This is a genomic window from Flavobacterium nitrogenifigens (genome assembly GCF_003254565.1).
Taxonomy (GTDB): domain Bacteria; phylum Bacteroidota; class Bacteroidia; order Flavobacteriales; family Flavobacteriaceae; genus Flavobacterium; species Flavobacterium nitrogenifigens.
On record NZ_QJRI01000179.1, the window covers coordinates 295,398 to 320,736 of the forward strand.

Annotated in this window: 23 protein-coding genes and 1 tRNA gene; 17 read left to right on the forward strand and 7 right to left on the reverse strand. The window is 33.6% G+C overall.

Annotation, left to right across the window (positions count from 1 at the left end):
* From DM397_RS18495 to DM397_RS18515, 5 genes are all read right to left on the reverse strand, one after another.
* Positions 1–438, reverse strand: coding sequence for a retropepsin-like aspartic protease (locus DM397_RS18495; RefSeq protein ID WP_111286215.1), 438 nt, complete (start codon positions 436–438; stop codon positions 1–3).
* Positions 353–3,019: a CHAT domain-containing protein gene (locus tag DM397_RS18500; RefSeq protein WP_111378938.1), complete on the reverse strand. Its 2,667-nt coding sequence runs from the start codon at positions 3,017–3,019 to the stop codon at positions 353–355. Before DM397_RS18500 ends, DM397_RS18495 begins: the two co-directional genes overlap by 86 nt.
* A 151-nt stretch (positions 3,020–3,170) precedes the next feature.
* Complete coding sequence (locus DM397_RS18505; RefSeq protein WP_111378939.1) at positions 3,171–5,123, reverse strand: DUF7849 domain-containing protein; 1,953 nt, start codon at positions 5,121–5,123, stop codon at positions 3,171–3,173.
* Between the two features lie 112 nt (positions 5,124–5,235).
* Positions 5,236–6,219 (reverse strand): hypothetical protein, encoded by a 984-nt coding sequence (locus DM397_RS18510; RefSeq protein ID WP_111378940.1) that lies wholly within the window; start codon positions 6,217–6,219, stop codon positions 5,236–5,238.
* A gap of 183 nt (positions 6,220–6,402) precedes the next feature.
* A complete protein-coding gene (locus DM397_RS18515) occupies positions 6,403–6,702 on the reverse strand; it encodes a hypothetical protein (RefSeq protein ID WP_111378941.1) in 300 nt (99 codons plus the stop codon).
* A 130-nt stretch (positions 6,703–6,832) separates the two neighbouring features.
* Here DM397_RS18515 and DM397_RS18520 point away from each other — a divergent pair, with 130 nt between their 5' ends.
* The 6 genes from DM397_RS18520 to DM397_RS18545 all read left to right on the forward strand — a co-directional run bounded on the left by DM397_RS18520 (position 6,833) and on the right by DM397_RS18545 (position 13,235).
* A complete protein-coding gene (locus DM397_RS18520; RefSeq protein WP_111378942.1) occupies positions 6,833–7,417 on the forward strand; it encodes an RNA polymerase sigma factor in 585 nt (194 codons plus the stop codon).
* A gap of 2 nt (positions 7,418–7,419) precedes the next feature.
* Positions 7,420–8,145: a tetratricopeptide repeat protein gene (locus tag DM397_RS18525; protein WP_111378943.1), complete on the forward strand. Its 726-nt coding sequence runs from the start codon at positions 7,420–7,422 to the stop codon at positions 8,143–8,145.
* Between the two features lie 130 nt (positions 8,146–8,275).
* Positions 8,276–9,925, forward strand: a complete 1,650-nt coding sequence (locus DM397_RS18530) for a S41 family peptidase (protein WP_111378944.1) — start codon at positions 8,276–8,278, stop codon at positions 9,923–9,925.
* Positions 9,926–10,236: 311 nt separating this feature from the next.
* A complete protein-coding gene (locus DM397_RS18535; RefSeq protein ID WP_111378945.1) occupies positions 10,237–11,016 on the forward strand; it encodes a TatD family hydrolase in 780 nt (259 codons plus the stop codon).
* Positions 11,017–11,080: 64 nt separating this feature from the next.
* Positions 11,081–12,217, forward strand: a complete 1,137-nt coding sequence (locus DM397_RS18540) for a 1-acyl-sn-glycerol-3-phosphate acyltransferase (protein WP_111378946.1) — start codon at positions 11,081–11,083, stop codon at positions 12,215–12,217.
* Positions 12,207–13,235 (forward strand): asparaginase, encoded by a 1,029-nt coding sequence (locus DM397_RS18545; protein ID WP_111378947.1) that lies wholly within the window; start codon positions 12,207–12,209, stop codon positions 13,233–13,235. Before DM397_RS18540 ends, DM397_RS18545 begins: the two co-directional genes overlap by 11 nt.
* A gap of 288 nt (positions 13,236–13,523) precedes the next feature.
* Here DM397_RS18545 and DM397_RS18550 read toward each other — a convergent pair whose 3' ends face one another.
* A complete protein-coding gene (locus tag DM397_RS18550; RefSeq protein ID WP_111378948.1) occupies positions 13,524–14,765 on the reverse strand; it encodes an MFS transporter in 1,242 nt (413 codons plus the stop codon).
* Between the two features lie 90 nt (positions 14,766–14,855).
* Here DM397_RS18550 and DM397_RS18555 point away from each other — a divergent pair, with 90 nt between their 5' ends.
* The 11 genes from DM397_RS18555 to DM397_RS18605 all read left to right on the forward strand — a co-directional run bounded on the left by DM397_RS18555 (position 14,856) and on the right by DM397_RS18605 (position 24,276).
* On the forward strand, positions 14,856–15,737 hold the full coding sequence (locus DM397_RS18555; protein WP_111378949.1) for a LysR substrate-binding domain-containing protein: 882 nt from the start codon (positions 14,856–14,858) through the stop codon (positions 15,735–15,737).
* Between the two features lie 47 nt (positions 15,738–15,784).
* Positions 15,785–15,871, forward strand: a tRNA-Ser gene (locus DM397_RS18560).
* Between the two features lie 127 nt (positions 15,872–15,998).
* Entirely contained in the window at positions 15,999–17,003 is a 1,005-nt protein-coding gene (locus DM397_RS18565) for a virulence RhuM family protein (RefSeq protein WP_111378950.1), read from the forward strand.
* A 243-nt stretch (positions 17,004–17,246) separates the two neighbouring features.
* The gene (locus DM397_RS18570; RefSeq protein ID WP_111378951.1) at positions 17,247–18,038 is read left to right on the forward strand and encodes an SPOR domain-containing protein; all 792 of its coding nucleotides are present in this window, start codon (positions 17,247–17,249) and stop codon (positions 18,036–18,038) included.
* A 114-nt stretch (positions 18,039–18,152) separates the two neighbouring features.
* Entirely contained in the window at positions 18,153–18,515 is a 363-nt protein-coding gene (locus DM397_RS18575) for an S-adenosylmethionine decarboxylase family protein (protein WP_111378952.1), read from the forward strand.
* 3 nt (positions 18,516–18,518) lie between these two features.
* A complete protein-coding gene (locus DM397_RS18580; protein ID WP_111378953.1) occupies positions 18,519–19,745 on the forward strand; it encodes a DUF4178 domain-containing protein in 1,227 nt (408 codons plus the stop codon).
* Between the two features lies 1 nt (position 19,746).
* Positions 19,747–19,932 (forward strand): hypothetical protein, encoded by a 186-nt coding sequence (locus DM397_RS18585; RefSeq protein WP_239457879.1) that lies wholly within the window; start codon positions 19,747–19,749, stop codon positions 19,930–19,932.
* Positions 19,933–19,944: 12 nt separating this feature from the next.
* Entirely contained in the window at positions 19,945–20,160 is a 216-nt protein-coding gene (locus tag DM397_RS18590; RefSeq protein ID WP_008466189.1) for a DUF350 domain-containing protein, read from the forward strand.
* Positions 20,153–21,673, forward strand: coding sequence for a polyamine aminopropyltransferase (locus DM397_RS18595; RefSeq protein ID WP_111378955.1), 1,521 nt, complete (start codon positions 20,153–20,155; stop codon positions 21,671–21,673). Before DM397_RS18590 ends, DM397_RS18595 begins: the two co-directional genes overlap by 8 nt.
* Positions 21,648–23,276, forward strand: a complete 1,629-nt coding sequence (locus tag DM397_RS18600; RefSeq protein WP_111378956.1) for a flavin monoamine oxidase family protein — start codon at positions 21,648–21,650, stop codon at positions 23,274–23,276. Before DM397_RS18595 ends, DM397_RS18600 begins: the two co-directional genes overlap by 26 nt.
* A complete protein-coding gene (locus tag DM397_RS18605; RefSeq protein ID WP_111378957.1) occupies positions 23,254–24,276 on the forward strand; it encodes a hypothetical protein in 1,023 nt (340 codons plus the stop codon). The genes DM397_RS18600 and DM397_RS18605 overlap by 23 nt, the downstream gene beginning before the upstream one ends.
* 88 nt (positions 24,277–24,364) lie before the next feature.
* Here the strand turns inward: DM397_RS18605 and DM397_RS18610 are convergent, their stop codons facing one another.
* The gene (locus DM397_RS18610) at positions 24,365–25,321 is read right to left on the reverse strand and encodes a nitrilase family protein (protein WP_111378958.1); all 957 of its coding nucleotides are present in this window, start codon (positions 25,319–25,321) and stop codon (positions 24,365–24,367) included.
* Positions 25,322–25,339: the final 18 nt, after the last annotated feature.

Genomic DNA, 25,339 nt, shown 5'->3' on the forward strand with positions numbered 1-25,339 from the left:
CTATTTCAAATACAAATAATGGTTAAAATAATCAATAATTGCTTTTCCTTCCAGTAAAACATCAGCGCCAATAATACCGTGAACAGCTTTTGCTTTAAAAGATTCTAAAGCTTCATTAACATGCGAAAGATCGAAAATTACGATATTAAAATCTTTGTTTTTCCAGCTTCCTAATTGCAATTTGTTTTTAGATGAAATCTGAGTTGTCATTCCAGTACCTCCCGCGCCAGAAGCTTTTGTTTTAGAGTTTTTGGCAGAAAGTTCAAAACGTTCAATAGACTCAAAACCCACACAAGTGTTTGATGCGCCTGTATCTAAAATGAAATTGCCAGAAATGCCATTAATCTTGGCTTTAATCTGCAGATGCTGTGTTTTGGTTATTTTGAACTTTATTTTTTTGTATTTCTCTATTTTGAGAATTTCGTGAAGATTTTCCATTCCTGTAATGATTGAAACCCAAAAATAAGCCAATTACCGCCAAAAAACTAATGATATACAAGATATAATTGGTTTGCTTTTCAGGCTTTTCTAGAGTGCCGTAATATACAAAAGCACTCCAGTAATAAGGTGTTTTTTTTGCATTTGGAATATTTTCATCTTTTAAAAATTCTCTTTTTGCATTTGCGGTTGCCTTTACAAAAGAAGAATTATGTTTAAGATCTTTATAAAAATAATCCATAAAGACTGAAGTCGTATAGTCGTTGACATTCCACAAAGAAAACAAAAGATTCTGCGCTCCTGCAAACTGAAAACCTCTAGCAACACTCATAGCGCCTTCGCCTTTATATAATTTTCCAATTCCGGTTTCGCAGGCGCTTAGAACCACTAAATCAGGGTTCAATTTTAAATTGTACAATTCAGAAAATAAGATTTCCTGATCATAAAATTTAATGCTGGCTGGAATTTCAAAATCGCCTGAAGAGGCATGTGTGCTGAGGTGAATAATTGATTTTCCAATTGAATTATTCTTAAAGTTTGAAAAACTAGCATTTTCATTTTCAAAAAACTGTCCTTTAAAATTATGTTGTATCGATTGCAATTCATTTTTTGAAAAAGGAAGTTCGTAATTGGTTTTTGCAAAAATTGGAAAGACTCCTAAAATGCTCTTTTTATTGTTTGAAAGCGTGTTAGTATTAAGATATAATTCAGCCGAGTTATTGTAAGCAACATCAAATTTATCGAGCAGATAATGCATTTTGGTAAAATTTGAAGTATTTGATGTTTCATTTATTAATGCCTCAAAAGGCAGAAAAGATAGAATGCCGTCTGGAATTATGATTAAGTTTTTATGCTTTTGTTCATTAGGAATTTGAAGTTTTTTATAAACCTTATTTCCCAACTGATTGTATTTTTTTGGATTATTTACGATAACCGAAGGATCTTTAAAAAGCCCAATAAAAGAAAGCAATTCTGGAAAAGCATTCTTTTCAGTTTCAATTTTATGTAATGCGATTTTTTTATTTTCCAGAGTAAAATTATAAATGCAGTGAGCTCCAAAAAAGTATTCTATTACTATAGCATTGTCTTTTTCTAATTTGGCGTAAAGTCCAGAAAGATTAAAGCTCGGATTCTTTTTTGAACCCGTTTTACTTTGTTTGGTTTTCAAAAGCAGCATCAATTCATTCTGCTTTTTAACCGCCTCATTGATTTTCGAAATATCGGCCAATTCCAGTTTTTGCTGTTCTTTTAAAATTGTAGTATTCCAATTTTGCAATTGCTGTAAAATCAGTTTTTCCTCTCTTGAAACTGTTTCTAAGTTTTTTAAATGATTCTTTAAAACCACAGATTTTGTTTGTTCCGAAAGCAGAAAAGCACTTTCCAAATAGCTCATTTTTCTCTCTTTTTCAAAAAGAGAAAGATAGATTTCGATGCATTTTTCAGTACGGTTTCGGTTTCTGACCTGCGTTATAATTTTAGAATTTTCATAAACCAAAAGCGACTGAATCATTTCTTCAATTTTGAAGGAAAGTCCGAAACTTTTCAAGGCATTTTTAGGCTGATTTTCAGCTAAAAAAATCAAAGCCTGTAAATCTAAAGCATCTAATAAAACAGTTTCCGCATAAAGCGAATTCTGATTTGGCAGTCTGTTTTTGGAATTCGAAAAAGATGGAAGAAGCGTTTTGAATATTAATGCGATATTTTCTTGCGCTTCCGATAATTTTCCTTCGCTGAAAGCAATAAAAGCCGCTTCAAAGTAAAACTGTCCGATTTTTCTAGGTTCTCTGTTTGGCGTTTTATTGAATTCAGTTTTGGCTTTTTCGAAGTATTCTGATGCTTTTGCAAAATCATTTTCATTTACTTTCAGCTGTGCCAGATTTCGATATGCATTTGCTAAAGTTTCAGTTTGCGATTTGTCATTTTTTAAAAGAGAAACCGCTTTTAAAAAGGAAGTTTCTGCTTCCGATTTTTTAGACGATAAAGTATAGTTTGTTCCTAAATTATTCAGCAAAAGCCCTTTTTCTTTATTAGAAAGCTTTTCGGTCTGAATTGTCTTTTCAATTAAATCTATCGCTTTATAAACGTTTCCAGTATTCTGATAAACATTTGAAAGATTAAGAATTGCGGCAGTTTTTTGCGTTTTATTTTTCTGCTGACTGGCAATAAAATAATATTGTTTTATAGTGTTTTCGGCATTTTCATAATCGCCCAAAACAGTGTATAAATTGCCTAAAGGCTTGAGACAGAATTCTACAATATCATAGTTTTTTAATTTGTTTTTCTGATAAATCATCCAAGCTTTTTCATAGCTTTTTACGGCATCCAAATTTTGTCCAAACTGATTTTCATAATAGGCTTTATTGCAGTTTAAAATAACAATTGCTAATAGTTCATCTTTGGTTTTAGGCTTTGCACTTTTCCAGAAATCACTTTCTATGTTTCTTAAATTCTGTAACGCTTTCGCGGAAGGATTTGCAGTAAAACTATCAACAGCATTATATATTTTATCTTCCTGACTTTGTCCGAAAACATTCAGACTCAGGAAAAGGAAAATAAAACCATATAAGTGATGTAAGTTCATATTAAATTGTTTTTGCCACGAATTTCACGAATTTTCACAAATCGAAACTCAAAATAACATTACTTAAAATTAGTGGAAATTAGTGAAATTCGCGGCAAAAAATTCTTTGTGTATTTCTGTGCAACCTTTGTACATCTTTGCGGGATAACCTCTAAAATTTCCAAATTCCATAAACCTGAAAATAATTAAAATTCTGTTCAAAATTAATCACATAACGCGCGCCCAAACTTGGTCCGATTCTCGCAAAACCAGCTGTTAAATCAAATAAAAGTCCAGTTTTAAAACCCGAGAAATTGTTTTTTATCGTATTAGAACTCGTATTCGAACTGATTAAAAAGTTTCCTTTCTCGCTTTCAAAAGTATCGACTGTGATTGTCTGATTTTGTTCTGAATAAACATTTACATTCGCCTGAATTCCCGCTCCAACTCCAATGTAGTTGTTGATGTTGTATCGAATTAAAACAGGAATTTCCCAATTGACATTTTTATTTTCGGTGGCAGTTGTGGTGCGTACCAATTGTCTGGTTCCGTTGGCATTTGTATTAAATTCTTCGAAGATATTTACTTCGCTATCGTACTTGTTTAAAGCATTTTCCCATTCTACTTGCCAATAAAAACGATATGATTTAAAGGGCGAAAGCGTGGCACCGACAAAATAGCTCGTCGATTTATCTAAATCAGAATAAAAATTATAACCCGCTTTTGCACCAATCGAAATTCCAGGTAAGAATCGGGTAGTGGCATAATTGGTAATGATGGGTTCGTTTTTATCAAAAATAATGGCAGTTCGGCTTTTGGTTTTTACCTTATGAAAATCTTCGCCAAACTTCATCGAGTATTTTACAAAACCTTTTGTAGAATCTTTTTCATGAACATTTTTCTGTTCGCTTCCAGGAAGATAAATGTTTTTAAAAGTAAAAATAATCTGTTTCTGTTTGATGATCGTATCGAGACAGCTAACAGTTGGTTCTTCACCTTTTGGACAAATCGGACATTCGGGATACATGCTTTCAATCTGAAAAGTCTTTTTGTCAAACATATCAGGAACATCGGTTTCTAAACGAATTTTTCTCGCTGGACCTTCGCCATTATTCTGAAAACGGGTTTTAAAATTTACTCTTTTAAAACGCACTAATCTGTAATTCATAAAACTTCCGTTAGAACCCATTTTGTTTGGATCGTGAGAAGTCACAATTTCCATTTCCAGATTTTTCACTTTATGGTTTTTATAACTTCTATTTGGGACAAAAATTCCTCTCATGGTAACCGTTGCACTCGTATCCTTAATCATTTCGGGAGTCGTTTTGAAAGTATAAAACACATTTCTCGTTTCTCCCGGATTCGCATCATCAAATTCTAAAATCGAAACATTGTGATAGATTTTATGGGCGTCTAAAAGAGAAGCATCCAAATCTTCTTCGGTTGTGGTATTTCTGTATTTTTTGGTCTTGAAATTTCCTTCGGCGGAAGCCAAAAAAGTATTCGAATCATTTAAATCATCAACCGCAGCAACGAGATTTTCTTTCACTTCACGTTCGCCTGCATACGTTCTGAAATCGCTTAATTCGAAATTATTGTGTTTGAATTGCTTTTCATTGTAAAACAAATAAAGCTTTCCACTAGAAACATAATTTTCAAGATTTTGATAACTTACTACAACTACCATTTCCTGCTCTGGAATTGGATCACAGTTTTTAACAATCGCAAAACCGTTTTGATCGGCAATAGAAGCAATGTCTTTATAATTGGTATCTGTTATGTCATTTATGGCCACTTTTTTCGGGCGAGTTGCAGGAGGTTTTCCGTTATCGTAATTATTCGTTACAGCAAGTCTTGTGGTGTAAGTTCCTTTATTTTTATAAACATGTTTAGGTTCGGCTTCTTTACTGTAATGTCCATCTCCCAATTCCCATAAATAAGAATAGCTGGGTTTTGGCGCGCCCGCAATCGGAATCAAAGGTGGTGTTTCAGGTTTAAAAGAAACCTGATTTCCGTTTTGTATAAAACCTATATTGGCTCTTCGTGTTATGGTGTCTTTCACTTTGGTTTGTCCTATTGAGAAAATAGAAAATAGAATAAAGAAAATAGACAGTTGTGGTTTCATAACTAGATAGTTTTGAGGTTTAAAAATTTCTGAATGAAATCTCAAACAAGATTAAATGTAAAAAAAAGTGATGAGCAAATCACCACTTTTTGTTAAAAAAAGCATTTAGAAGTTACTGTATGGCATTAATTGCAGCAACCAGTTGAGCTTCGGTACCGACTGTTGTTTCGGCTAAAGTAAAGTTGTAAACTGAATTTGCAGAAATAGTCACTCCCTTTATAGCATAGCGCCAGTTGCCATTATCTTCAGTTGCAAAAATGATGTGGCAAGCTAATCCGATTGGAATTTGTCCGTAATGTTCGCTAAACAATCCTTCAGCTGTAAACGTATCCAGTTTAGCAAGAGCATTTGTACCTTCTCCGTCATAAGAAAGATAAACTGCACTATTTGTATTATTGTATCCTTCTGGTACATCAACCAAAATAGTAGTTTTTGGTCTTGGATCGCTGTAAAAACGGTCTACATTTGTCCATCCGAAGTTGCCAAAAGTGACATAATAATTGTTACCTTCACCTTGTACACCACCTTTTCCGCCGGTTCCGTCAGCATTTGCTTTTGCTTCTCTCCAAGCCAATTCGCCATCTTCACCAATAACTCCAGTCCATAAAGTCATTAAGTTATCCAAACCATTTGTCAATGCTGTTGGAACAATCATGTTCATAGTGCATGAAGTTTTTAACTCGACTCCCCCCTGAGTTGCTCTGATGAAGAATTCTCCTCCAGAAATCAATAGATTTTTCTTTCCGTCTGCTGTAATTCCCATAGTTGGTTTATTGGTAACCAGCATATTTCCTTTATCAAAAAGTTCAATGTATTCGATATCGACTTGTCCTGTTACTGGATTTCCGTTTTTGGTTAAGCAATCTCCGTTAATGGAAAGCTTTACACCCTTTGCCGAAGTTAAGGTCACAACGCCATTTCCTGCGGTCATAGTAAAATTTTGCGTGTTTCTTTTTACTCCTTTTTCGTTAATGCTTTTAAACGCTCCCGAAGTAGGAGGCGAGAGTTTGATATCTTCTCCATCGCTATTGTCGCAGCTTGCAAACGTGGTCATTGCTAGTATTAAAAGTCCGATTTTTTTAAAATTTGTTTTCATAATTTTCTAGTTTTTATAAATCTGTTCTGAAATTTTTTCAGGTGATTTTCAGATTTGGTTAATTACTTTTAGTGTTAAATCAATTCGGTTTTTATTTTGTTACCCCTCTTTATAAGATATTTTTTAAAGGCTTTTATATCGTTATATCAATTGGTTTAAAAATTTGTTACCCCACTTTTTCTTTTAAATAGAAATGCATTTGTCTTCAAACAGATTTCCATCTTCGTCAACAGCAACCAAAATGTCTTTTTCGCGCGAGAATTTTAGAATAAGATAAATCCAGACAATCGTCCAAAAGCCAAAAGTGAGGATGCTGAGAAATAGATGAAATGAATGGTTTATGGCTTTCTTTTTTTTAGATAAAACCACATAAGGCAGTTTCTCATTTTGTTCTGTAATAACAAAACCGTTGCGTGTTTTGGCAGCAATTATTTCGTAAAAACGATCTAGATTTTTTTCGTCTATAAACTGATAACTTTTCATTTCTTTTAATTTTTTAAAGGTTTTTAAAAGACTTTTGTTTCGTTATATACAATTGATTATAATATTGTTACCTTTTATTTTAAAAGTTTTTAGGATTCTTTTTTTTAAATTAGCTGTAAAATGTTTTTTTATGGATCAAAATAAAATTCATCCTGATCAAAAATATATCGACGGACTTGCTGCAAACGATTCGGTAATTATCGAAATGATATATAAAAAGTTTGCGCCCAAAGTCGTTCAGTTTATCACCAATAACTCTGGAGATAAAGATCAGGCGCAGGATGTAGTTCAGGAAATCTTGATTTTGCTTTTTAATCAGGCGAAAGCCGGAAAGCTTCAGCTGACTTGTCCGTTTGATGCTTATTTTTTCTTGTTGTGCAAAAGACGCTGGCTGAACGAACTGAAAAAATCTGCCAATAAAGAGGTAACAATTTATGAGAATGTAGTATCTATCAATGAATCTGCTCACGAATTGGTTGCACAAGCCGAAGAATTTGATGAAAAGCAGAAGCTTTTTGAAACTATGTTCCAGAAACTAGGAGAGAAATGTCAAGAAGTTCTGAAACTCAGTTTTTCTCTAAAATCGATGGAAGAAGTAGCCGAAAAGCTTAACGTAACTTACGGTTATGTACGAAAAAAGAAATCGTTGTGCGTAGGCCAGTTAACGCAGTGGATTCAAGAAGCGAAAAATTTTAACTCTTTAAAAAACAATTAATCATGAACGAAGAACGCTATATATTATTTGACCAATATCTTCAAGGCGAACTGACCGTTGATGAAAAACACAATTTGGAGAAACAATTGTCTGAAGATACTGAACTGGCTTCGGAATTTGAAAGTTTCAAAGAAATGCATTTTCAACTGGAAAATAAATTTGGACAAGAACAGGATAGAGAAATCTTTAAAGAAAATCTGACTAGAATTTCAGATAAATATTTCCATAAGAAACAAAACAAAGTAGTTTCGCTTAAACCGTGGTATTTTGCAGCGGCAGCATCGGTAATTATTATGTTCGGATTGTTTTTCTTTGATTATAAACATTATCCAAATTTTGAAGATTACAACCATCCAGAAAGTGCTTATTTTACAGAAAGAGGTGTGTCTGAAGCTATTTTAAAACAAGCTGAGAATAATTTCAATGGAAGAAGATATGAAACGGCTATTCCGATTTTTGAAATGATTCTGAAAGAAAACAATTCTGAAGAGATTAAATATTTCTACGCCGTATCCTTATTGCAAGTTGGCAAATACGTAAAAGCAGAAAACATTTTCAAAGAATTGGAAGCAGGAAATTCTGTTTATAAGGAAAAAGCAAAATGGAATCTGGCTTTGTCTAAACTAAAACAAGGAAAGTACGACGACTGTAAAGCCATTTTACAGACTATTTCGCAAGATTATGAAGATTATGATGAAGTCGAACAGCTTTTGGAAGAATTGGACTAAATTCTAATTATTAAGAAAAATTTTATCCGTTTACGGGAAACCTCAATCGAATTTGGAATTTTAGTTCTAAATTCGATTTTGTTTTTAAAAGAACTTGTTCCAAAAACAATTTAAGCTAACCAAAAACCAAATGAAAAAAGTTGCACTTATTTTTCTTCTTGTTTTATCTCAGACCATTTTTGGTTTGAATAAGATTACGCAGACAGAAAAACTGGCAGCAACTTGCAAAGTTTGGGGATTCTTAAAGTATTATCATCCGAAAATTGCCAGTGGAGAATTGAATTGGGATAATGAGCTTTTGGAGAAATTGCCCAAAATAGAAAAAGCACAAACCAAAGAAGAGTTTTCATTAATTCTTGAAAATTGGATCGATGATTTGGGACCAGTAAAAGAAATAGCGCCGATTGTTGCGCCAAAGGGCGTCAAATTTTTTGATAAGAATTTCGATTTAAGCTGGTTTAATAATAAACTGTTTTCAAAAAAGCTTTCGAAGAAATTAAAATTTATTGAAGAAAATAGGTTTCAGAGTGATGAGGAATTTGGACCAAGTTTTGACGGTTTTAAAAACTTAAAGAATTATTTTAATCTAGATTACACAGACAAAAACGCAAAGCTTTTAATGCTGTATGCATACTGGAATGTCGTAGAGTATTATTTTCCGTACAAATATATAATGGACCAGAAATGGGACGAAGCTTTAAATGAAGTGATTCCTTCTGTTGTTCAATCTAACACTCCAGAAGATTTTTTTAAAGTATTAAGAAAAACAGCGGCAAAACTAGATGATAGCCATGTTGAATTTCATATATATCCGTCTGCAGCAACAGAAAAAAAGAACTTTTATTTTTTTCCAGCAACGGGCAAAATAATAGAAGAAAAACTTGTAATCACAGAGATTTTAGGAGACAGTCTTGCTGAGGCAGATGGCATTAAAATTGGGACAGTGATTACTAAAATAAATGATAAAAGCATCAAGGAAATTATTGAAGAGAAAAGGGAAATGATTGCTGCTTCAAACGAGGTTGCTTTTCTGGATAAAGTTCTACCCACAATTTTAATGAGCGAATCTGAAAAGGTAAATGTAGAATTCTTAAAAAATGGAAAGTACGAAACAAAGCCAATGACTTGGTTTAATTATCATGATTCGCATAGAAATGAATTTAAAAAAGGCGCTCAGAAAAAGAAAGATAAGTTTAAACTTTTCGACAATAATATTGGCTATGTGAATATGGGAGTTATAAAACCCAAAAACATTCCAGATATGGTTGAAGCTTTAAAAAATACAAAAGCAATTGTTTTTGATATAAGGAATTATCCGCAAGGCACTTATAAAGTAATTTCAGATTTTCTAAATGCTAACGAAGAAAAATTTGTGATTTACACTTATCCTTATTTAAATTATCCAGGAAAATACTATTGGACGGAGGGAAGAAATACAGGGTTTGAGAATAAAGACAATTATAAAGGAAAAGTGATTGTATTATTGGATGAGAATTCTATAAGCCAGTCAGAATGGACAGCTATGTGTTTTCAAACAGCTGGAAATACCACAATAATAGGAAGTCAAACCGCTGGTGCAGATGGTAATGTGTTTGAATTTGATTTTAATGGATTTCATACGGGCTTTTCAGGAATTGGAGTTTATTACCCAGATGGTAGAGAAACACAACGTGTAGGAATTGTACCCGATATTGAAATAAAACCAACAATTTTAGGCATTCAACAAGGCAAAGATGAAGTTTTGGAACGCGCTTTGCTATATATAGAAACAGGAAAATAACCCTGTCTGTCGTACTGAAGAACGAGGGATCGCACTAGCTGATCGAGAGAAAAAATGGGGGTTTTCTCCTCGAAGCTTCTTGTGAGATCCTTTGTTCTTCAGAATGATAAAAAATAGGTTGTTATTGTTCAAGCCTTTGTCAAAGTTTAAATCTTTGACAAAGGCTTTTTTTTAGGACATTCACAAAAAGAAAAAATCCGCTCACATCAGCATTTTTACGAAGTAAATCCGTTAAATCCGCGTCCCATAATCTCTACGAAATTGCTATTCTTTTAATATTGTCGTAATTTTGGCACTTTAAAAATACAGCCTTGAATTCAACACCCATTATTACCGATACCCACACGCACTTATATTCTGAAGAATTTGATCAGGATCGTGACGAAATGATTCAGCGTGCTATTGATGCCGGAATTACACGTTTTTTTATTCCTGCAATCGATGCTGCAGCAACTCAATCTATGTACGATTTAGAAAAAAATTATCCTGAAAATATATTTCTAATGATGGGTTTGCATCCCACTTACGTGAAAGATAATTATCTGGATGAATTGGCGCATGTGGAAACAGAATTGTCTAAAAGAAAATTCTATGCAGTTGGCGAAATCGGAATCGATTTGTATTGGGATAAAACACATTTAAAAGAGCAGCAAATTGCTTTTAAGAGACAAATTCAGCTGGCAAAACAGTACAAATTGCCAATCGTAATTCATTGCCGTGAAGCGTTTGATGAAATTTTTGAAGTTTTAGAAGAAGAAAAATCTGAAGATTTGTTTGGGATTTTTCATTGTTTTTCCGGAACTTTAGAACAAGCAGAACGTGCAATTTCTTACAAAATGAAATTAGGAATTGGAGGTGTAGTTACGTTTAAGAACGGAAAAATTGATCAATTTTTAAATCAAATCGATTTAAAACACATTGTTTTGGAGACAGATTCACCGTATTTAGCACCAATTCCATATAGAGGAAAAAGAAATGAAAGCAGTTATTTGGTCAATGTTATTGCCAAATTAAGCGAAGTTTATAGTGTTTCTGCCGAAGAAATTGCAGCAATTACAACTCAAAATTCAAAAGACGTTTTTGGGATTTAACCCAAGCCTTACAAAACTTTAATTTTTTTTTTGTTCTTTTGCCCACTTTAAACAATTATAAATAATGCAGAAATTTGATGCCATTCGACCGTTTTATGATTCCGAAATAAATGAAGCACTTCATGCGGTGGTCAATCATCCTATGATGAAAACCATGATGAACTTTACTTTTCCGGATGTAGAAGATGAGGTTTGGAAGGAGCAATTGAAGAAAACACACTCGATTCGTGATTTTCAATGCAACTTTATTTATAACACTATTCAGAAAGTTTTAGAAAAAAGCTCTGAAGGATTAACGACTTCAGGTTTTGAAAAACTGGAACCCAATACTTCTTATCTATTTATCTCAAATCATAGAGATATTCTTTTGGATACGACTTTGCTAAATGTTTGTTTGTTTGAACATGGTTTAGTGATGACCGCTTCGGCAATTGGAGACAATTTGGTAAAAAAAGCTTTTCTGGCAACTTTGGCAAAATTAAACCGAAACTTTTTAGTTTTAAGAGGTTTATCGCCTAGAGAAATGCTTCAGAGTTCAAAATTATTGTCTGAATACATGGGACAATTACTGCTTCGCGAAAACCGTTCGGTTTGGATTGCTCAGAGAGAAGGAAGAACAAAAGACGGAAATGACGAAACCAATCCGGGAGTTTTAAAAATGATTGGAATGGGGTCTGATGAAGAAAACTTAATGGATTATTTTAAGAAATTAAAAATAGTTCCTGTTTCTATTTCATACGAATACGATCCAACAGATGTTTTAAAAATGCCGCAATTAATGGCAGAAGCAAACAACGAAGTGTATGTAAAAGATAAAAACGAAGATTTCATGAATATCATTAGCGGTATCATGGGAACTAAAAAGAGAATACACATTTCGGTAGGTGATGTTTTAGATACTGAAATTGATCAGATCGTGGCAGAAAATGATAATGTAAACAAACAGGTTCAAGCTTTGGCACAAACTATTGATGATGTTATCTTGAAAAACTATCAATTATGGCCTACAAATTTTATTGCTTACGATATTTTAAACGAAACAAATAAATTTGCTCACAAATATAAAGAGAGCGAAAAACAGCTTTTTGAACGTCGTTTAGAAATGCGTATCGGAAGTGATAATCCTGTGACAAGACAAGGATTTTTAGCTATGTATGCAAATCCTGTTGTCAACAAATTAAAATACCAAGATGTCATCTAAAGCAAAAATATTATTGGTTTATACCGGAGGAACCATCGGTATGAGCAAAGATTTTGAAACAGGAGCACTAAAAGCTTTCAATTTTGGTAAACTAATTCAGAAAATTCCCGAAATCAAACAATTGGATTGCGAAATCGAATCAATTTCGTTTGAACACCCAATTGATTCTTCAAATATGAATCCCGAAATGTGGACAAAAATTGCCACAATTATCGAGGAAAATTACAACGCTTACGACGGATTTGTGGTGCTTCACGGATCAGATACTATGTCGTATTCGGCTTCGGCATTGAGTTTTATGCTGGAGAATTTAGCAAAACCAGTGGTGTTTACAGGTTCGCAATTGCCAATTGGAGATTTGCGTACCGATGCAAAAGAAAACCTGATTACGGCAATTCAGATTGCATCTCTTCAGGAAAACGGAAAGCCAGTTATTACAGAAGTTTGTTTATATTTTGAATACAAATTGTATCGCGGAAACCGAACTTCTAAAGTAAATGCGGAACATTTCAAAGCTTTTACAGCGCCAAATTATCCTGAATTGGTAGAATCTGGTGTTCATTTAACATTAAACAGACATTTATTTCTTCCTGTAAATAAAGATGCAAAATTGATCGTTCATAAGAATTTGGACAATCACGTTGCGATCATAAAAATGTTCCCAGGAATGAGCGAAATTGTTTTGGCTTCAATCCTTGAAACCAAAGGTTTAAGAGGAATTATTCTGGAAACCTACGGTTCTGGAAACGCTCCAACTGAAGATTGGTTTTTAAATTTAATAGAAAAAGCCATTAAATCTGGAATGCATATCGTAAACGTAACCCAATGTTCTGGCGGAAGCGTCAACATGGGGCAATATGAAACCAGTACTGCTTTGAAATCGCTAGGAGTGATTTCAGGAAAAGACATTACGACAGAAGCAGCCATTACAAAATTAATGTATCTGCTTGGGCATAATATTCCGCAAAGTGAGTTTAAGGATATTTTTGAGACGGCACTTCGCGGGGAAATATCATAGTTTAAATTACAATATTTTAAAAATTCCAAATTCCAATGCTTCGTGGTAAAGAACTTTGTTAAAGTTAAACTTTGACAAAATTGAAAATTTATCGCAGCGGGTATATTCCATAGGAATATCTCATCGGTAGAAAAAAATATCGTTTTGTATTGTGTCCTGTAGGGACACCTGTTTTTTCGCGACAATAAAAAATCCGTCTCGTTAATCAAACGTTCCTACGGAACGTATAATCGTAATTCAAATTTAATTCTACCAAGCAGACATTCCTACGGAATGTTTTCTTCTGATTTAAAACTTGGAATTTCTATACTCAACAGGGCAAGTCTCCAATTCATCTTCTGCTCTGTGTTTCTTGTAATACAAGTACACTATCACAGAAAGAATACAGATAACGCCTTGAAGCGCAACAGTAGCTCTTACACCTATAAAGTGAGAAACATATCCAATAATTAAACTTCCAACAGGAATCATTCCTTGATACGCCATCATATAATAACTGATGCTTCTAGAACGCATGCTCACAATACTGTGTGTCTGAATATAAATGTTGATTGATGAAGTTTGTCCCATCATTCCGATTCCGCTCAAAGTCATACAGATTAGCGCAATTGTAATACTGCTTGAAATGGCTAAAATAATAATGCTAAATCCTAACAGTAAGCTGGCAGCAATCATTAGTTTTCCCATATTTTCAGCCGATTTTAAATTGGCCAAATAAACCGCAGATAGGACAGAACCGATTCCAGCTGCGCTTTCAAACCAGCTGAAAGTTTCAGCATTTCCGCTAAAAATATCTTTGGCAAAAACGGGCATTAAGGTGTTAAAAGAAATTACAAACAAACTGCTGCAAGTCAGCATCAAAAGCATTCTTGCCATTTCGCTTTCTTTTTTCACATAATCAAGTCCTTCTATAAGATCGTCTAGCATTTTAAGCTTGTTTTCGGCTTTGATATGAGGCGTAATTTTCATCATCATTAGCGAAATCAAAACAGGCACGTAACTCACAAAATTCCCGATAAAACAGATATCTTCTCCATATTGATGCAGAATGATTCCGGCAAGCGCAGGACCTGCAATTCGGGCAAAATTGTTCATGGTTGAGTTAAGCGCAACTGCGTTTGGAAGATCTTCTTTATTATCAACAATATCAATCATCATGGTTTGACGGCAAGTCATATCAAAAGCATTGATGATTCCTTGAATTAAGCTTAAAGCCAGAATAAAATTGATGTTGTAAATTTTAAGATAAATGAGCAATGCTAAAGTTCCCGCCTGAAGCATAGCAAGAGATTGTAAAAACAAAATGGTTTTATGTCTGTCGTAGCGTCCAATAATACTTCCTGCAAGAGGCGCTAGAAATAAAGACGGAATCATGCTTAAAAAAGTGGCTAAACCCAATAAAAAGACCGATCCTGTTATGCTGTAAACCATCCAGCTTACGGCGGTTTTCTGCATCCAAGTTCCGATAACCGAAACAGATTGTCCGTAAAAGAACAACTTGAAATTTCTTGATTTTAAGGCTTTAAACATGATCTTTATTATTTGATACAAAGGTCGGGATTATGATTTCATTAGAAAAATTAATAATTTTACTGATAATAAGTAGTAAAACTTATCAATATGGAAATCTATCAACTGCAATATTTTATTAAAACTGCTGAGGTTTTGCATTTTACAAAGGCAGCCGAATTGTGTTTTGTAACGCAATCGGGGCTTTCGCAGCAAATAAAAAAGCTCGAAGAAGAACTTGGAATGCCTTTGTTTAAGCGAATTGGCAAGAAAGTGCAATTGACAGAAGCTGGTGCTGTTTTCTTGATTCATGCTAAAAAAGTGGTCGAAAATGTAGAAAACGGAAAACAGGCCATTGAAGATTTGAACGAAATGATTGGAGGCGAACTCCGAATTGGCGTAACCTATATTTTTGGATTATTGATTTTGCCCGTTGTAAATGCATTTGCCAAAAGATATCTGAATTTAAGAATAATTGTAGAATATGGTACAACAGAAGCTTTAGAGCAAAAACTGATTAATAATGAGCTGGATTTGGTTTTGGTAATTTCATCACACGAAATTGGCCCTCCAATCCAGAAAGTACCTTTGTTTACTTCAAACATGGTTATGGCGGTTTCAAAATCGAACTCTTTAGCTGAATTTGAAAAAATACCGTTTAAGAGATTAGACGAAGTGCCATTAATTTTGCCAGGAAAAGGTTCCAATTCAAGAGAATATGTTGAGTTGCTGTTTGCAAAACACAATATGAATCCGAAAATTTCGATAGAGTTAAATTCAATTCATGCTTTACTGCAAATGGTAGAAAACAGCGATTGGGCAACCATTGTAGCCGAAAAAGCTTTGAAAGGCTGGGAGCATAGTCTTAAAGCCATTCAGATTACTGGAGTGGTGACCAAGCGTGATTCGTTTATGTTAACCATTGGCAGTTATCAGAAGAAGGCAGTTAAATTGTTTATGGAAGAATTTAGAAAAAGTATAAACGAATCTTAATTTTACTTTCTAAACTCAATTTTTTTTGTGTTATTTGCAGACCAAATAGAGAGGTGTCCGAGTGGTTTAAGGAGCTAGCCTGGAAAGCTAGTATATGGGTAACTGTATCGAGGGTTCGAATCCCTTCTTCTCTGCAAAATTTTAAATAAAATAATACCAAACCTCGAAATGTATATTTCGAGGTTTTTTTATTAACTTTCTACAATTACTAAATCTATCATTTCTTTTATAATGATTGGAACGTAAAAGCTTCTTTTTAAGATGGAAAACCAAGAATTTATTTTTTACAATACTGTTGATGGAAAATCGAATGTCGCTCTTTTGGCTAGAGATGGAGATGTATGGATGAACCAAAATCAACTTGCGGAACTTTTTGACACCTCTAAGCAAAATATAAGTCTACATATTGCAAACGTCTTAAAAGAAAAGGAGTTAGACGAAAAGTTAGTTGTAAAGGATTACTTGACAACTGCTTCTGATGGCAAAAATTATAATGTCGCATTTTATTCTTTAGCTATGATTTTGGCAATTGGTTTTAGAGTGCGAAGTAAAAGAGGAACACAGTTTAGACAGTGGGCAAATCAAAACCTTCAAGAATATATGATTAAGGGTTTTGTGATGGATGATGAGCGTCTTAAAAACCCAAATGGAAGTGCTAATTATTTTGACGAATTACTCGAAAGAATCAGAGATATTCGTGCTTCTGAAAAGAGATTTTATCAAAAAGTTCGTGATCTTTTTGCTTTGAGTAGCGATTATGATGCAACAGATAAAGCTACTCAAATGTTTTTTGCAGATGCACAAAATAAATTGCTTTATGCTATTACTGGAAAAACAGCCGCAGAAATAATAGTTTCGCGTGCCAACGCCGATGCTCCAAATATGGCGCTGACAAGTTGGAAAGGTAGTATTGTACGTAAACAAGATATTTATACTGCGAAAAATTATCTTACGGCTGAAGAAATAGATTTACTTAATCGTTTTGTAGTAGTATTTCTTGAAACGGCAGAATTAAGAGCAAAAAATGCACAAGACATTACTATGAATTTTTGGAAAACAAATATTGATCGAATTATAGAATTTAATGACAAAGAAGTTCTAACTCACAAAGGAGAAGTAACGCATTTGCAAATGGAAGAAAAAGTAGATGTTATTTATGAAAAATTCGATAAACAGCGTAAACAGTTTGATGCTAAAAGAGCAGATGAACAGGACTTGGAAGAGTTAAAGCAATTGGAAAATAAACTTAAAAAGAAATCGAATTAAAGATTTAGCTTGAAAACCTAGCATATGTAACTGTATCGAGGGTTCGAATCCCTTCTTCTCTGCAAAACTAATCCCGCAATTTCATCGAAAATGAAATTGCGGGATTTCTGTTTTTATCATGGTTTTTCCTGTATAAAAAAGGGTAAAATTACGGGATGTTTTTTTGGTTTTTGTTTTTATATTGCATTGTTTTTCAGTGCTTTGGGTTTTGTTTTTTTCGTAAACATTTTAAATGCTTAAGTCATGCTTTCAAATACAGGAACTGTTTCGTTTTGGCTTTATCTCTTTATAGTTTTTATTGGCTTATTCTCTTTAATATTTTTATACAGATTGATTAAAAAAGGAGAATTAGGACAAGAAAATCTGGATAAGTTTATCGACTATTTTAAATGGGTTGTAGTTTCTCTTGCAATAAGTACAGTCACATTGATAGTTAGTGATTTGTTTAAAGAAAGAGATCAGGATATTAAAGAACTCGAATATTTTGATAAATATGTAAACGACGTAAAAGAGCAGAAAGATCCGCTTGTACGGTTACAGCTAGCTAAATATTTATCAGTTGTAGCTCCCAGTGGCGATATGAAAAGATCATGGACCAACTACTACAATGAAGTCAAAAAAGAATATGACGATTATTTAAAAGCTCAGGAAAATCTAAAAAGTGATACTCTTGCCAATCCGACTAGAGCACAAATGAAGAAAATAGAAGAGAGTCAGAAAAAAATAGAATTATTCGAAACTCCTTTATCAAGCACAGAGCCAGGATTAGAATGGTTTATAATTGCAGGAGGAGACCCAAAAATTGAAGAGGCAGATGACGAACTTAAAAAAGCAGTTAAAATAAATCAAAATTCTACCATCATAAAAAAAGGCAATTCTTTTAGAACAGTCCTTATGGGTTACACTTCAAAAGCAGAAGCTCAAAACCAATTGCAGGAAGCAAGAAAGCAAATAAACAAAACGGCCTATATTGTAAAAAAATCAAGCTGGTGCAATTCTTATCAGCAGACACAGGAATGCTTGATATGCAAATAGAACGAAAAATCACAAATACATAGTCCTAAAAAGTTATTTTCAAAATACGGTTTTCCTCAATTTTTTATTCTAGAAATATTATATATTTGGCCCCTGTGTAATATAAATAACTTAATGGATTTACCTCCTTATTCGCCAGGATTGCATAAACTGGTTACTCTACATGTCGACGAAATCTCTAAGCTTACCAATAGCAAAGGCTTTGTTGCAGTTACCGATTCCATTTTAGAAAAATACGAACTTGAGAAGGTTGGAGTTGTAGTGCATGACTTCGAGAACGAAAGTTTTACAATCTCGTATTGTCTTAAAGAATCTCATATTTGTATACACACTTGGCCAGAATACAATCAGTTGACTTTGGACGTTTATTTGTGCAATTATCTTCAGGATAATTCGCAGAAAGTGCGTGCAGTTATGGCTGATTATATTGCCTATTTTGAAGCAGAAATAATTAAAGATTTTGAAATTAACCGATAAGATATGAAGATTCCTTGTTACGATTGTAATGTAGAAACCGAATTAGAGGTTGGTTTTGAAGTAGTCAATTTTGTTTGTCCTATATGTCGCAGTTTATATGAAGCTGACGATGATGGAAAATTTCGCAGAAAATCAAAATATAAAGCAGAAACAGAAACGTATCCGCTAGTTATTGGCGAAACTGGTTTCTTAAAAGGAAGCGAATATAAGGTAACTGGTATTTTGAGAAAAAAAGTACATCCAGATTATAGATGGACAGAATTTATTTTGCAAAATGAAGCAAAAGAGTTTCTCTATCTTTCTGTTTCAAACGGGCATTGGATGATGCTTACCGAAATGGAAAAGATTGACGATCTAAAAAAAGGAGTTAAAGTTTTGGATTATGAAGGTCAAGATTATGATCTTTTTGAACATTCTGATGCTGAAATAATTGATGCAAAAGGATTTTTTGATTTTCAGCTTTCAAACAAAAAAATACATTTGGCTGAATTTATAAATCCGCCATATATTGTTTCGGTAGAAAAAATGAATAATGTTCAGACTGCTTTTCACGGCGAATATGCAAGTAAAAGCAAAATCAGAAAAGCATTTCCAGGAATAAAGTTACCGTATCAGTTTGGAACAGGTATGATTCAGCCGTCTCTTTTTGATCTTAAAAATACAGCCATTATTTTCTGTCTTTTCGCTTTATTGATTATAACAGCAAATTGGTATATTTATAAAGATCAGGTAGAGCAGAACGTTTTTAATAGTACAATTAAGTTCAGCGAATTTGATAATAAAGAAATTACCACTCCTTCTTTTGTACTCAAAGGTGCTTCGGCTCCTATGACCATTAGTGTTTCTACTGGGGTTAATAATTCATGGGCCAATTTGAACATTGCTTTAATTAATGAAGATAATGGCGATGAGATTTACGCCAATAAAGATATTGAATACTATTATGGTTATTCTGAAGGAGAATCGTGGACAGAAGGAAGTCAGTCTGAGAAATTTAATATTTGTGGAGTAAAGGCTGGCAGATATCACCTTTCAATAACGCCAATGAAAGCGCCAGAAGATCTTACCAACAGCGAGATGAATGTTAAGGTAGTTTGGAATCAGCCTTCAAATCGAAATGTCTGGCTGGTTATTATTGCAATGGTTGTGATTTATTTCATAATACGATATTTTAAAAATCAATTTGAAAAAAAGAGATGGTCAGACAGTTCCTACTCGACTTATGAATAATATGAAGAGAATTTCAGATTTCTTTACCAATAATTGGGCGCCATTAGCAATTGGATTCTTTTGCTTTGGCGTTTACATCTATTTTGCTCTTGCAGGAAATAGAATCTGCGATTGCGAATCGACAGAAAATTATAAATCAACAACGAGCGGAAACCGTTCATCATACAATCATTTTTACCACAAATAAAAACTATCAAATATGGAATTATTTCACGCACAGCCAATAGTAAACTCAATTCTTTATTCTTTTTTAGGAATTGTAATTTTATTAATCGGGTATTATATTATCGAAAAATTGACTCCAGAAAATACTTGGAAAGAAGTTGTAGAAAAAAATAATGTTGCTGTTGCTATTGTTTTGGCAGCATTTATCATCGGGATTTCCATGATTATTAGTGCCGCAATTCATGGGTAAAAAGTTTCTTAGGTTTGAATTTCTTTTACTTTTTGCCGTATTTATAATTGCTACTTGCGGACTAATTTACGAATTGGTTGCAGGAACTTTGGCGAGTTATTTATTGGGCGATTCGGTAAAGCAGTTTTCATTTATTATTGGCGTGTACCTGTTTTCTATGGGTATAGGCTCCTTTTTTTCGAAGTTTTTTCACAAGAATCTGCTCAACACATTTGTAGAAATTGAAATTCTCGTTGGACTTATCGGAGGTTTAAGTTCAGTAGTTTTGTTTCTGCTTTTTGAAAATGTCGGTTCTTTTCAATTCATTTTATATTTATTTGTTTTCGTAACCGGATTTTTGGTCGGATTGGAGATTCCACTTTTAATGAATATTTTAAAAGATAGAGTCGAGTTTAAAGATCTGGTTTCGAATGTTTTTACGTTTGATTATATCGGTGCTTTGCTGGCGTCAATTTTATTCCCGTTAGTTCTAGTGCCAAAATTGGGCATTATGGGAACTTCTCTTTTCTTCGGAATGATCAATGTAAGCATTGCCATTGCTTTATGCTTTTTATTAAAAAGAGAATTAAAGAAACCTTCTTTATTAAGAGCAAAAGCCGTTTTCTCTTTTGTATTATTATTGGCAGTTTTTATTTTTTCGAATGATATTCTAGCCTATTCAGAAGGGAAATTATATGGAGAAAATATCATTTATACAAACTCAACACCGTACCAACGTATCGTTTTAACGCATAATAAGAGCGATTACAGGCTTTATTTGAATAATAACCTACAATTTAGTTCTGCAGATGAGTATCGTTATCACGAGGCTCTTGTGCATCCCGCAATGTCGATGGCTAAAAGCGTCAAAAACGTTTTGGTTTTGGGTGGTGGAGACGGTCTCGCGGTTCGTGAAATCTTGAAATACAAAGACGTTCAGAAAGTGACTTTGGTAGATTTGGATGAAGGAATGACAAAACTGTTTAAAACCAATACAGTTTTAACCAATTTCAATCAAAATTCGTTAAATAATCCTAAAGTTACCGTAATCAATACCGACGCTTATATTTGGGCGAAAAACAACAAGGAAAAATATGATGTCGCGATAATTGACTTTCCAGATCCGTCCAATTATAGTTTAGGGAAATTATACTCGCTTAATTTTTATCAGACCATAAAAACCATTTTACAGCCAGATGCAGCGGTTGTAATACAAACTACGTCGCCTTATTTTGCGCCAAAGTCATTTTGGTGTATCAATAAAACGGTGATGCAGGTTTTTCCGCAGGTTGATGCGTATCATGCCTATGTTCCGTCGTTTGGAGAATGGGGTTATACGATTGCCATAAATGGTTTCGGGACGACTTTTAATGCCGTAAACCGAAAAGCAGATAAATTGAAGTTTTACAATTATCAATTCGACCGATTCAATTATTTTACAAATGATATGATTTCAAACCAAATAGAAATCAATCGTTTAGACAACCAGATTTTAGTACGCTATTTTGATGAAGAGTGGGGAAAACTGCAATAAATCCAGAAGGAGTTTTATAAAAGTAGTTGGTGCGGCTTTAATTGCGGTTCCGTTTCTGCAGTTTTGTTCTGATAAAATTGCCGTAATGATGATTCGTTTATCTGGAACCAAACACTTGCTTGGACACCGTTTATGGATTAAAGATTTTCCTAAACCGACAAAACAAATCCAAATTCCGTATTTGATTGTTGGCGGAGGAATTTCTGGTTTAAGTGCGGCTCGCCAATTTCATAAGAAAGGAATTTCTGATTTTTTGATGGTAGAATTAGAAAATCATTTGGGCGGAAATTCTTCCAACGGAGAAAACAAATATTCCAAATATCCTTTGGGCGCGCATTATTTGCCATTGCCGAATTTTCAGGATAAAGAACTGCTTCATTTTTTAGAAGAAGAAAAGATCATTTTAGGTTACACAGAAAAAGGGTTTCCAATTTTTGATGAATTACAATTGACTTTCGCGCCAGACGAACGTTTGTTCTATAAAAATAATTGGCAGGAAGGTGTAGTTCCAAAAGAAGGAAATCTGGTCTCTGATGATTTAGAGTTTGATAAATTCTTCAAAAAAATGGATGTGTTTAGAACCGCCAAAGGAGAAGACCAGAAGTATTTATTTGATATTCCGCTTTATCTTTCTTCTAAAGACGAAAAGACTAGAGCTTTAGATAAAATCACGATGAAGCAGTGGTTCAAAGACAATTATTTTACATCTGAACCTTTGTTTAATTATATCGATTATTGCTGTAAAGACGATTTTGGTTTAGGAATCGAATATGTTTCGGCTTGGGCAGGAATTCATTATTTTGCGGGAAGAAAACAAGATTCTACTCCCGAAAAACACGATAGCGTTCTGACTTGGCCTGAAGGAAATTCGCGTTTAGCCAATCATTTGAAAAAATATACGAAAGACAAAACGCTGAAAAATCATTTGGTCTATGAAGTCAAAGTAGAGAACAATAAAGTGATCGCAAAAGCTTTTGATGATGTAAATAAAACATCGGTTGAAATTATTGCCGATAAAGTCATCATGTCGTCTCCGCAGTTTGTAAATCAGTACTTGATTAAAGACAGAAAAGTGTTTACTAAAGATTTTCATTACACGCCTTGGCTTTTGGCAACTTTAGTAGTTAACGATTTATCGGATAATTTTAGTTTTCCGCTTTCTTGGGACAATGTCATTTATGATGCAAAAGGTTTAGGATATGTTTACGATCAGCATCAGACTGTGAATCAAGTTCAAGATAAAAAAGTCATTACGTACTATTATAGTTTTTCTTCGGCTGATTTGAAGAAAACTAGAAAAGAGCTTTATAAAAAAGACAAAGAATACTGGAAACAGTTTGTTTTGAACGATTTAAAAGTCGCGCATAAGGATATTGAAGAATGTACGGAAGATATAGAAGTATTTCTTTTAGGCCACGGCATGATTTCGCCAGCGCCAGGTTTTATTTTTGGTGAAGCGAAGAAAAATGCAAAGCAGCATATTCAAAATAAGATTTATTTCGCCCATAGTGATTTATCAGGAATTTCGATTTTTGAAGAAGCTTTTCATCAGGGGATTAATGTTGTAAATGAAATTGTAGATGGAACAACCGTGGATTCATAAAGCCAAAACCGATTTGGCTTTTATAATTGGTCCGTCATTTTTTGTATTGGCGATCATTTTTATTTTTCAGGATTACATTGCTCAGATTGAAGAGAATTATTCTTTTTACACATGGCTTTTCCTGATTGTTTTTATAGATGTAGCACACGTTTATGCAACTTTATTCAAAACGTATTTTGTTGCCGATGAATTTCAGAAACAAAAAAGAAGATTGATTCTGTTGCCACTTTTTTGTTTTGTAACCGGAATTGTGCTTTTCTCTTTCGGAAGTTTGGTTTTTTGGTCATTTTTGGCTTACGTTGCTGTTTTTCATTTCATCAGGCAGCAATATGGCTTTATGAGATTGTATGCGAGAAAAGAAGTGAAAACTAAAATCTCGGTTTGGATTGATAATCTAGCGATTTATGCTTCAACTGGATACCCAATGTTGTATTGGTTTTTTTCGTCTAAGCGAAAATTCAATTGGTTTGTAGAAAATGAATTTTTTAGGTTTGAAAACCATGGAATTCTCGAGATCCTGTTTTGGATTTATATTGCAATTTTGATTTTGTATATCGTTTATACTGCTGTAAAATCTATTCGGAACAGGTTTTTTAATATTCCGAAAAACAGTATAATTCTAGGAACGGCCTTGTCTTGGTATTTTGGAATTGTATATTTTAATGACGATTTGATTTTTACTTTATTGAATGTCGTTTCGCATGGAATTCCATATATGGCTTTGGTTTATTTTAAAGAAATCGATGGAAAATCAGCTTCGGAATTAGGAAATTTATCTTTCTTAAAACAATACAAAGGAATTTTGATTTACATTGGAATTCTTTTAATAATCGCCTTTTCGGAAGAATTTCTTTGGGAGTTTTTTGTCTGGAATGAAAATATCAACATAAGCAGTTTCGATTTCTCAAGCTGGCAGATTCTGTTAGTTCCTTTGTTGACCGTTCCTCAGTTTACGCATTATTTACTGGATGGGTTTATTTGGAAGTCTAAAAATGGATAATAAAATCAAGATTAATTCAATTCTAGAGAAATGACATCTCCTGCTGTGGATGACCAACAAGTAAGATGTCATTTTATTAGTGTTCCCTTTAATTTTTATCAGAGTTCAACCAAACAACATTTTGTTCCGATTGATGATCTTGTCCAATAATATCTCTATACAATTCTGGTCTTCGAGCTTTTATATAGCGACTTCCTCCTGCAAGATTACATTTTTCGGGAATAATTAGTGCCGTTGCAAAAGAATCATCAAAAGTGCGGCATTCGGCTAGAATATCTCCAAAAGGATCAATAATCATCGAACAGCCGTTTTTTAATTGATCATCGTCCATACCAATTGGGTTAGAAAAGATGGCATAAACAGCATTGTCGTAAGCTCTTGCTGGAAGCCATTTCATTAACCAGTCGCGTCCTTTCATTCCGTCAAATTCTAATCGCAGCGAAGTTGGATCTGTTTCTCGGTTTTCCCAAAGCTGAGGTACTACAAAACCAGCGCCAGGTCGGGTAGAGGGAGTACACATTGTTACGTGAGGCATAAAAATAATATCGGCTCCTAGAAGCTTTGTTGCTCGCACATTTTCGATAATATTATTGTCGTAACAAATCAAAATACCGCATTTCCAGCCTTCAATTTCAAAAATACAATAACGGTCTCCAGGCGTTAAATACGGATTTATAAAAGGATGCAATTTTCGATATTTGGCCACTAAACCATTTTTATCCACACAAACATAAGCTTTGAATAAATTATCGTTTTCGTCTTTTTCGAAAAGTCCCGCCAATATTACAATGTTATTGTTTTTGGCAATTTCGATCAATTTTAGAATGCTTTCTCCACTCGGAATCAATTCTGCCAAGTCTAACATTTGTTCTTTTGATAAATTCCTTGCAAATGTATATCCAGTTATAGAGCATTCATGAAAAGAAATCACATCGCAGTTTTCATCAGACGCCTTTTGAGAAAGTTTTTCAATGACAGATAAGTTATAGTTTTTATCCCCACTTTTGTTTTCAAACTGAGCTGTGGCTATTTTTAGATTTTTCATATTGTAAGCTATTCATTA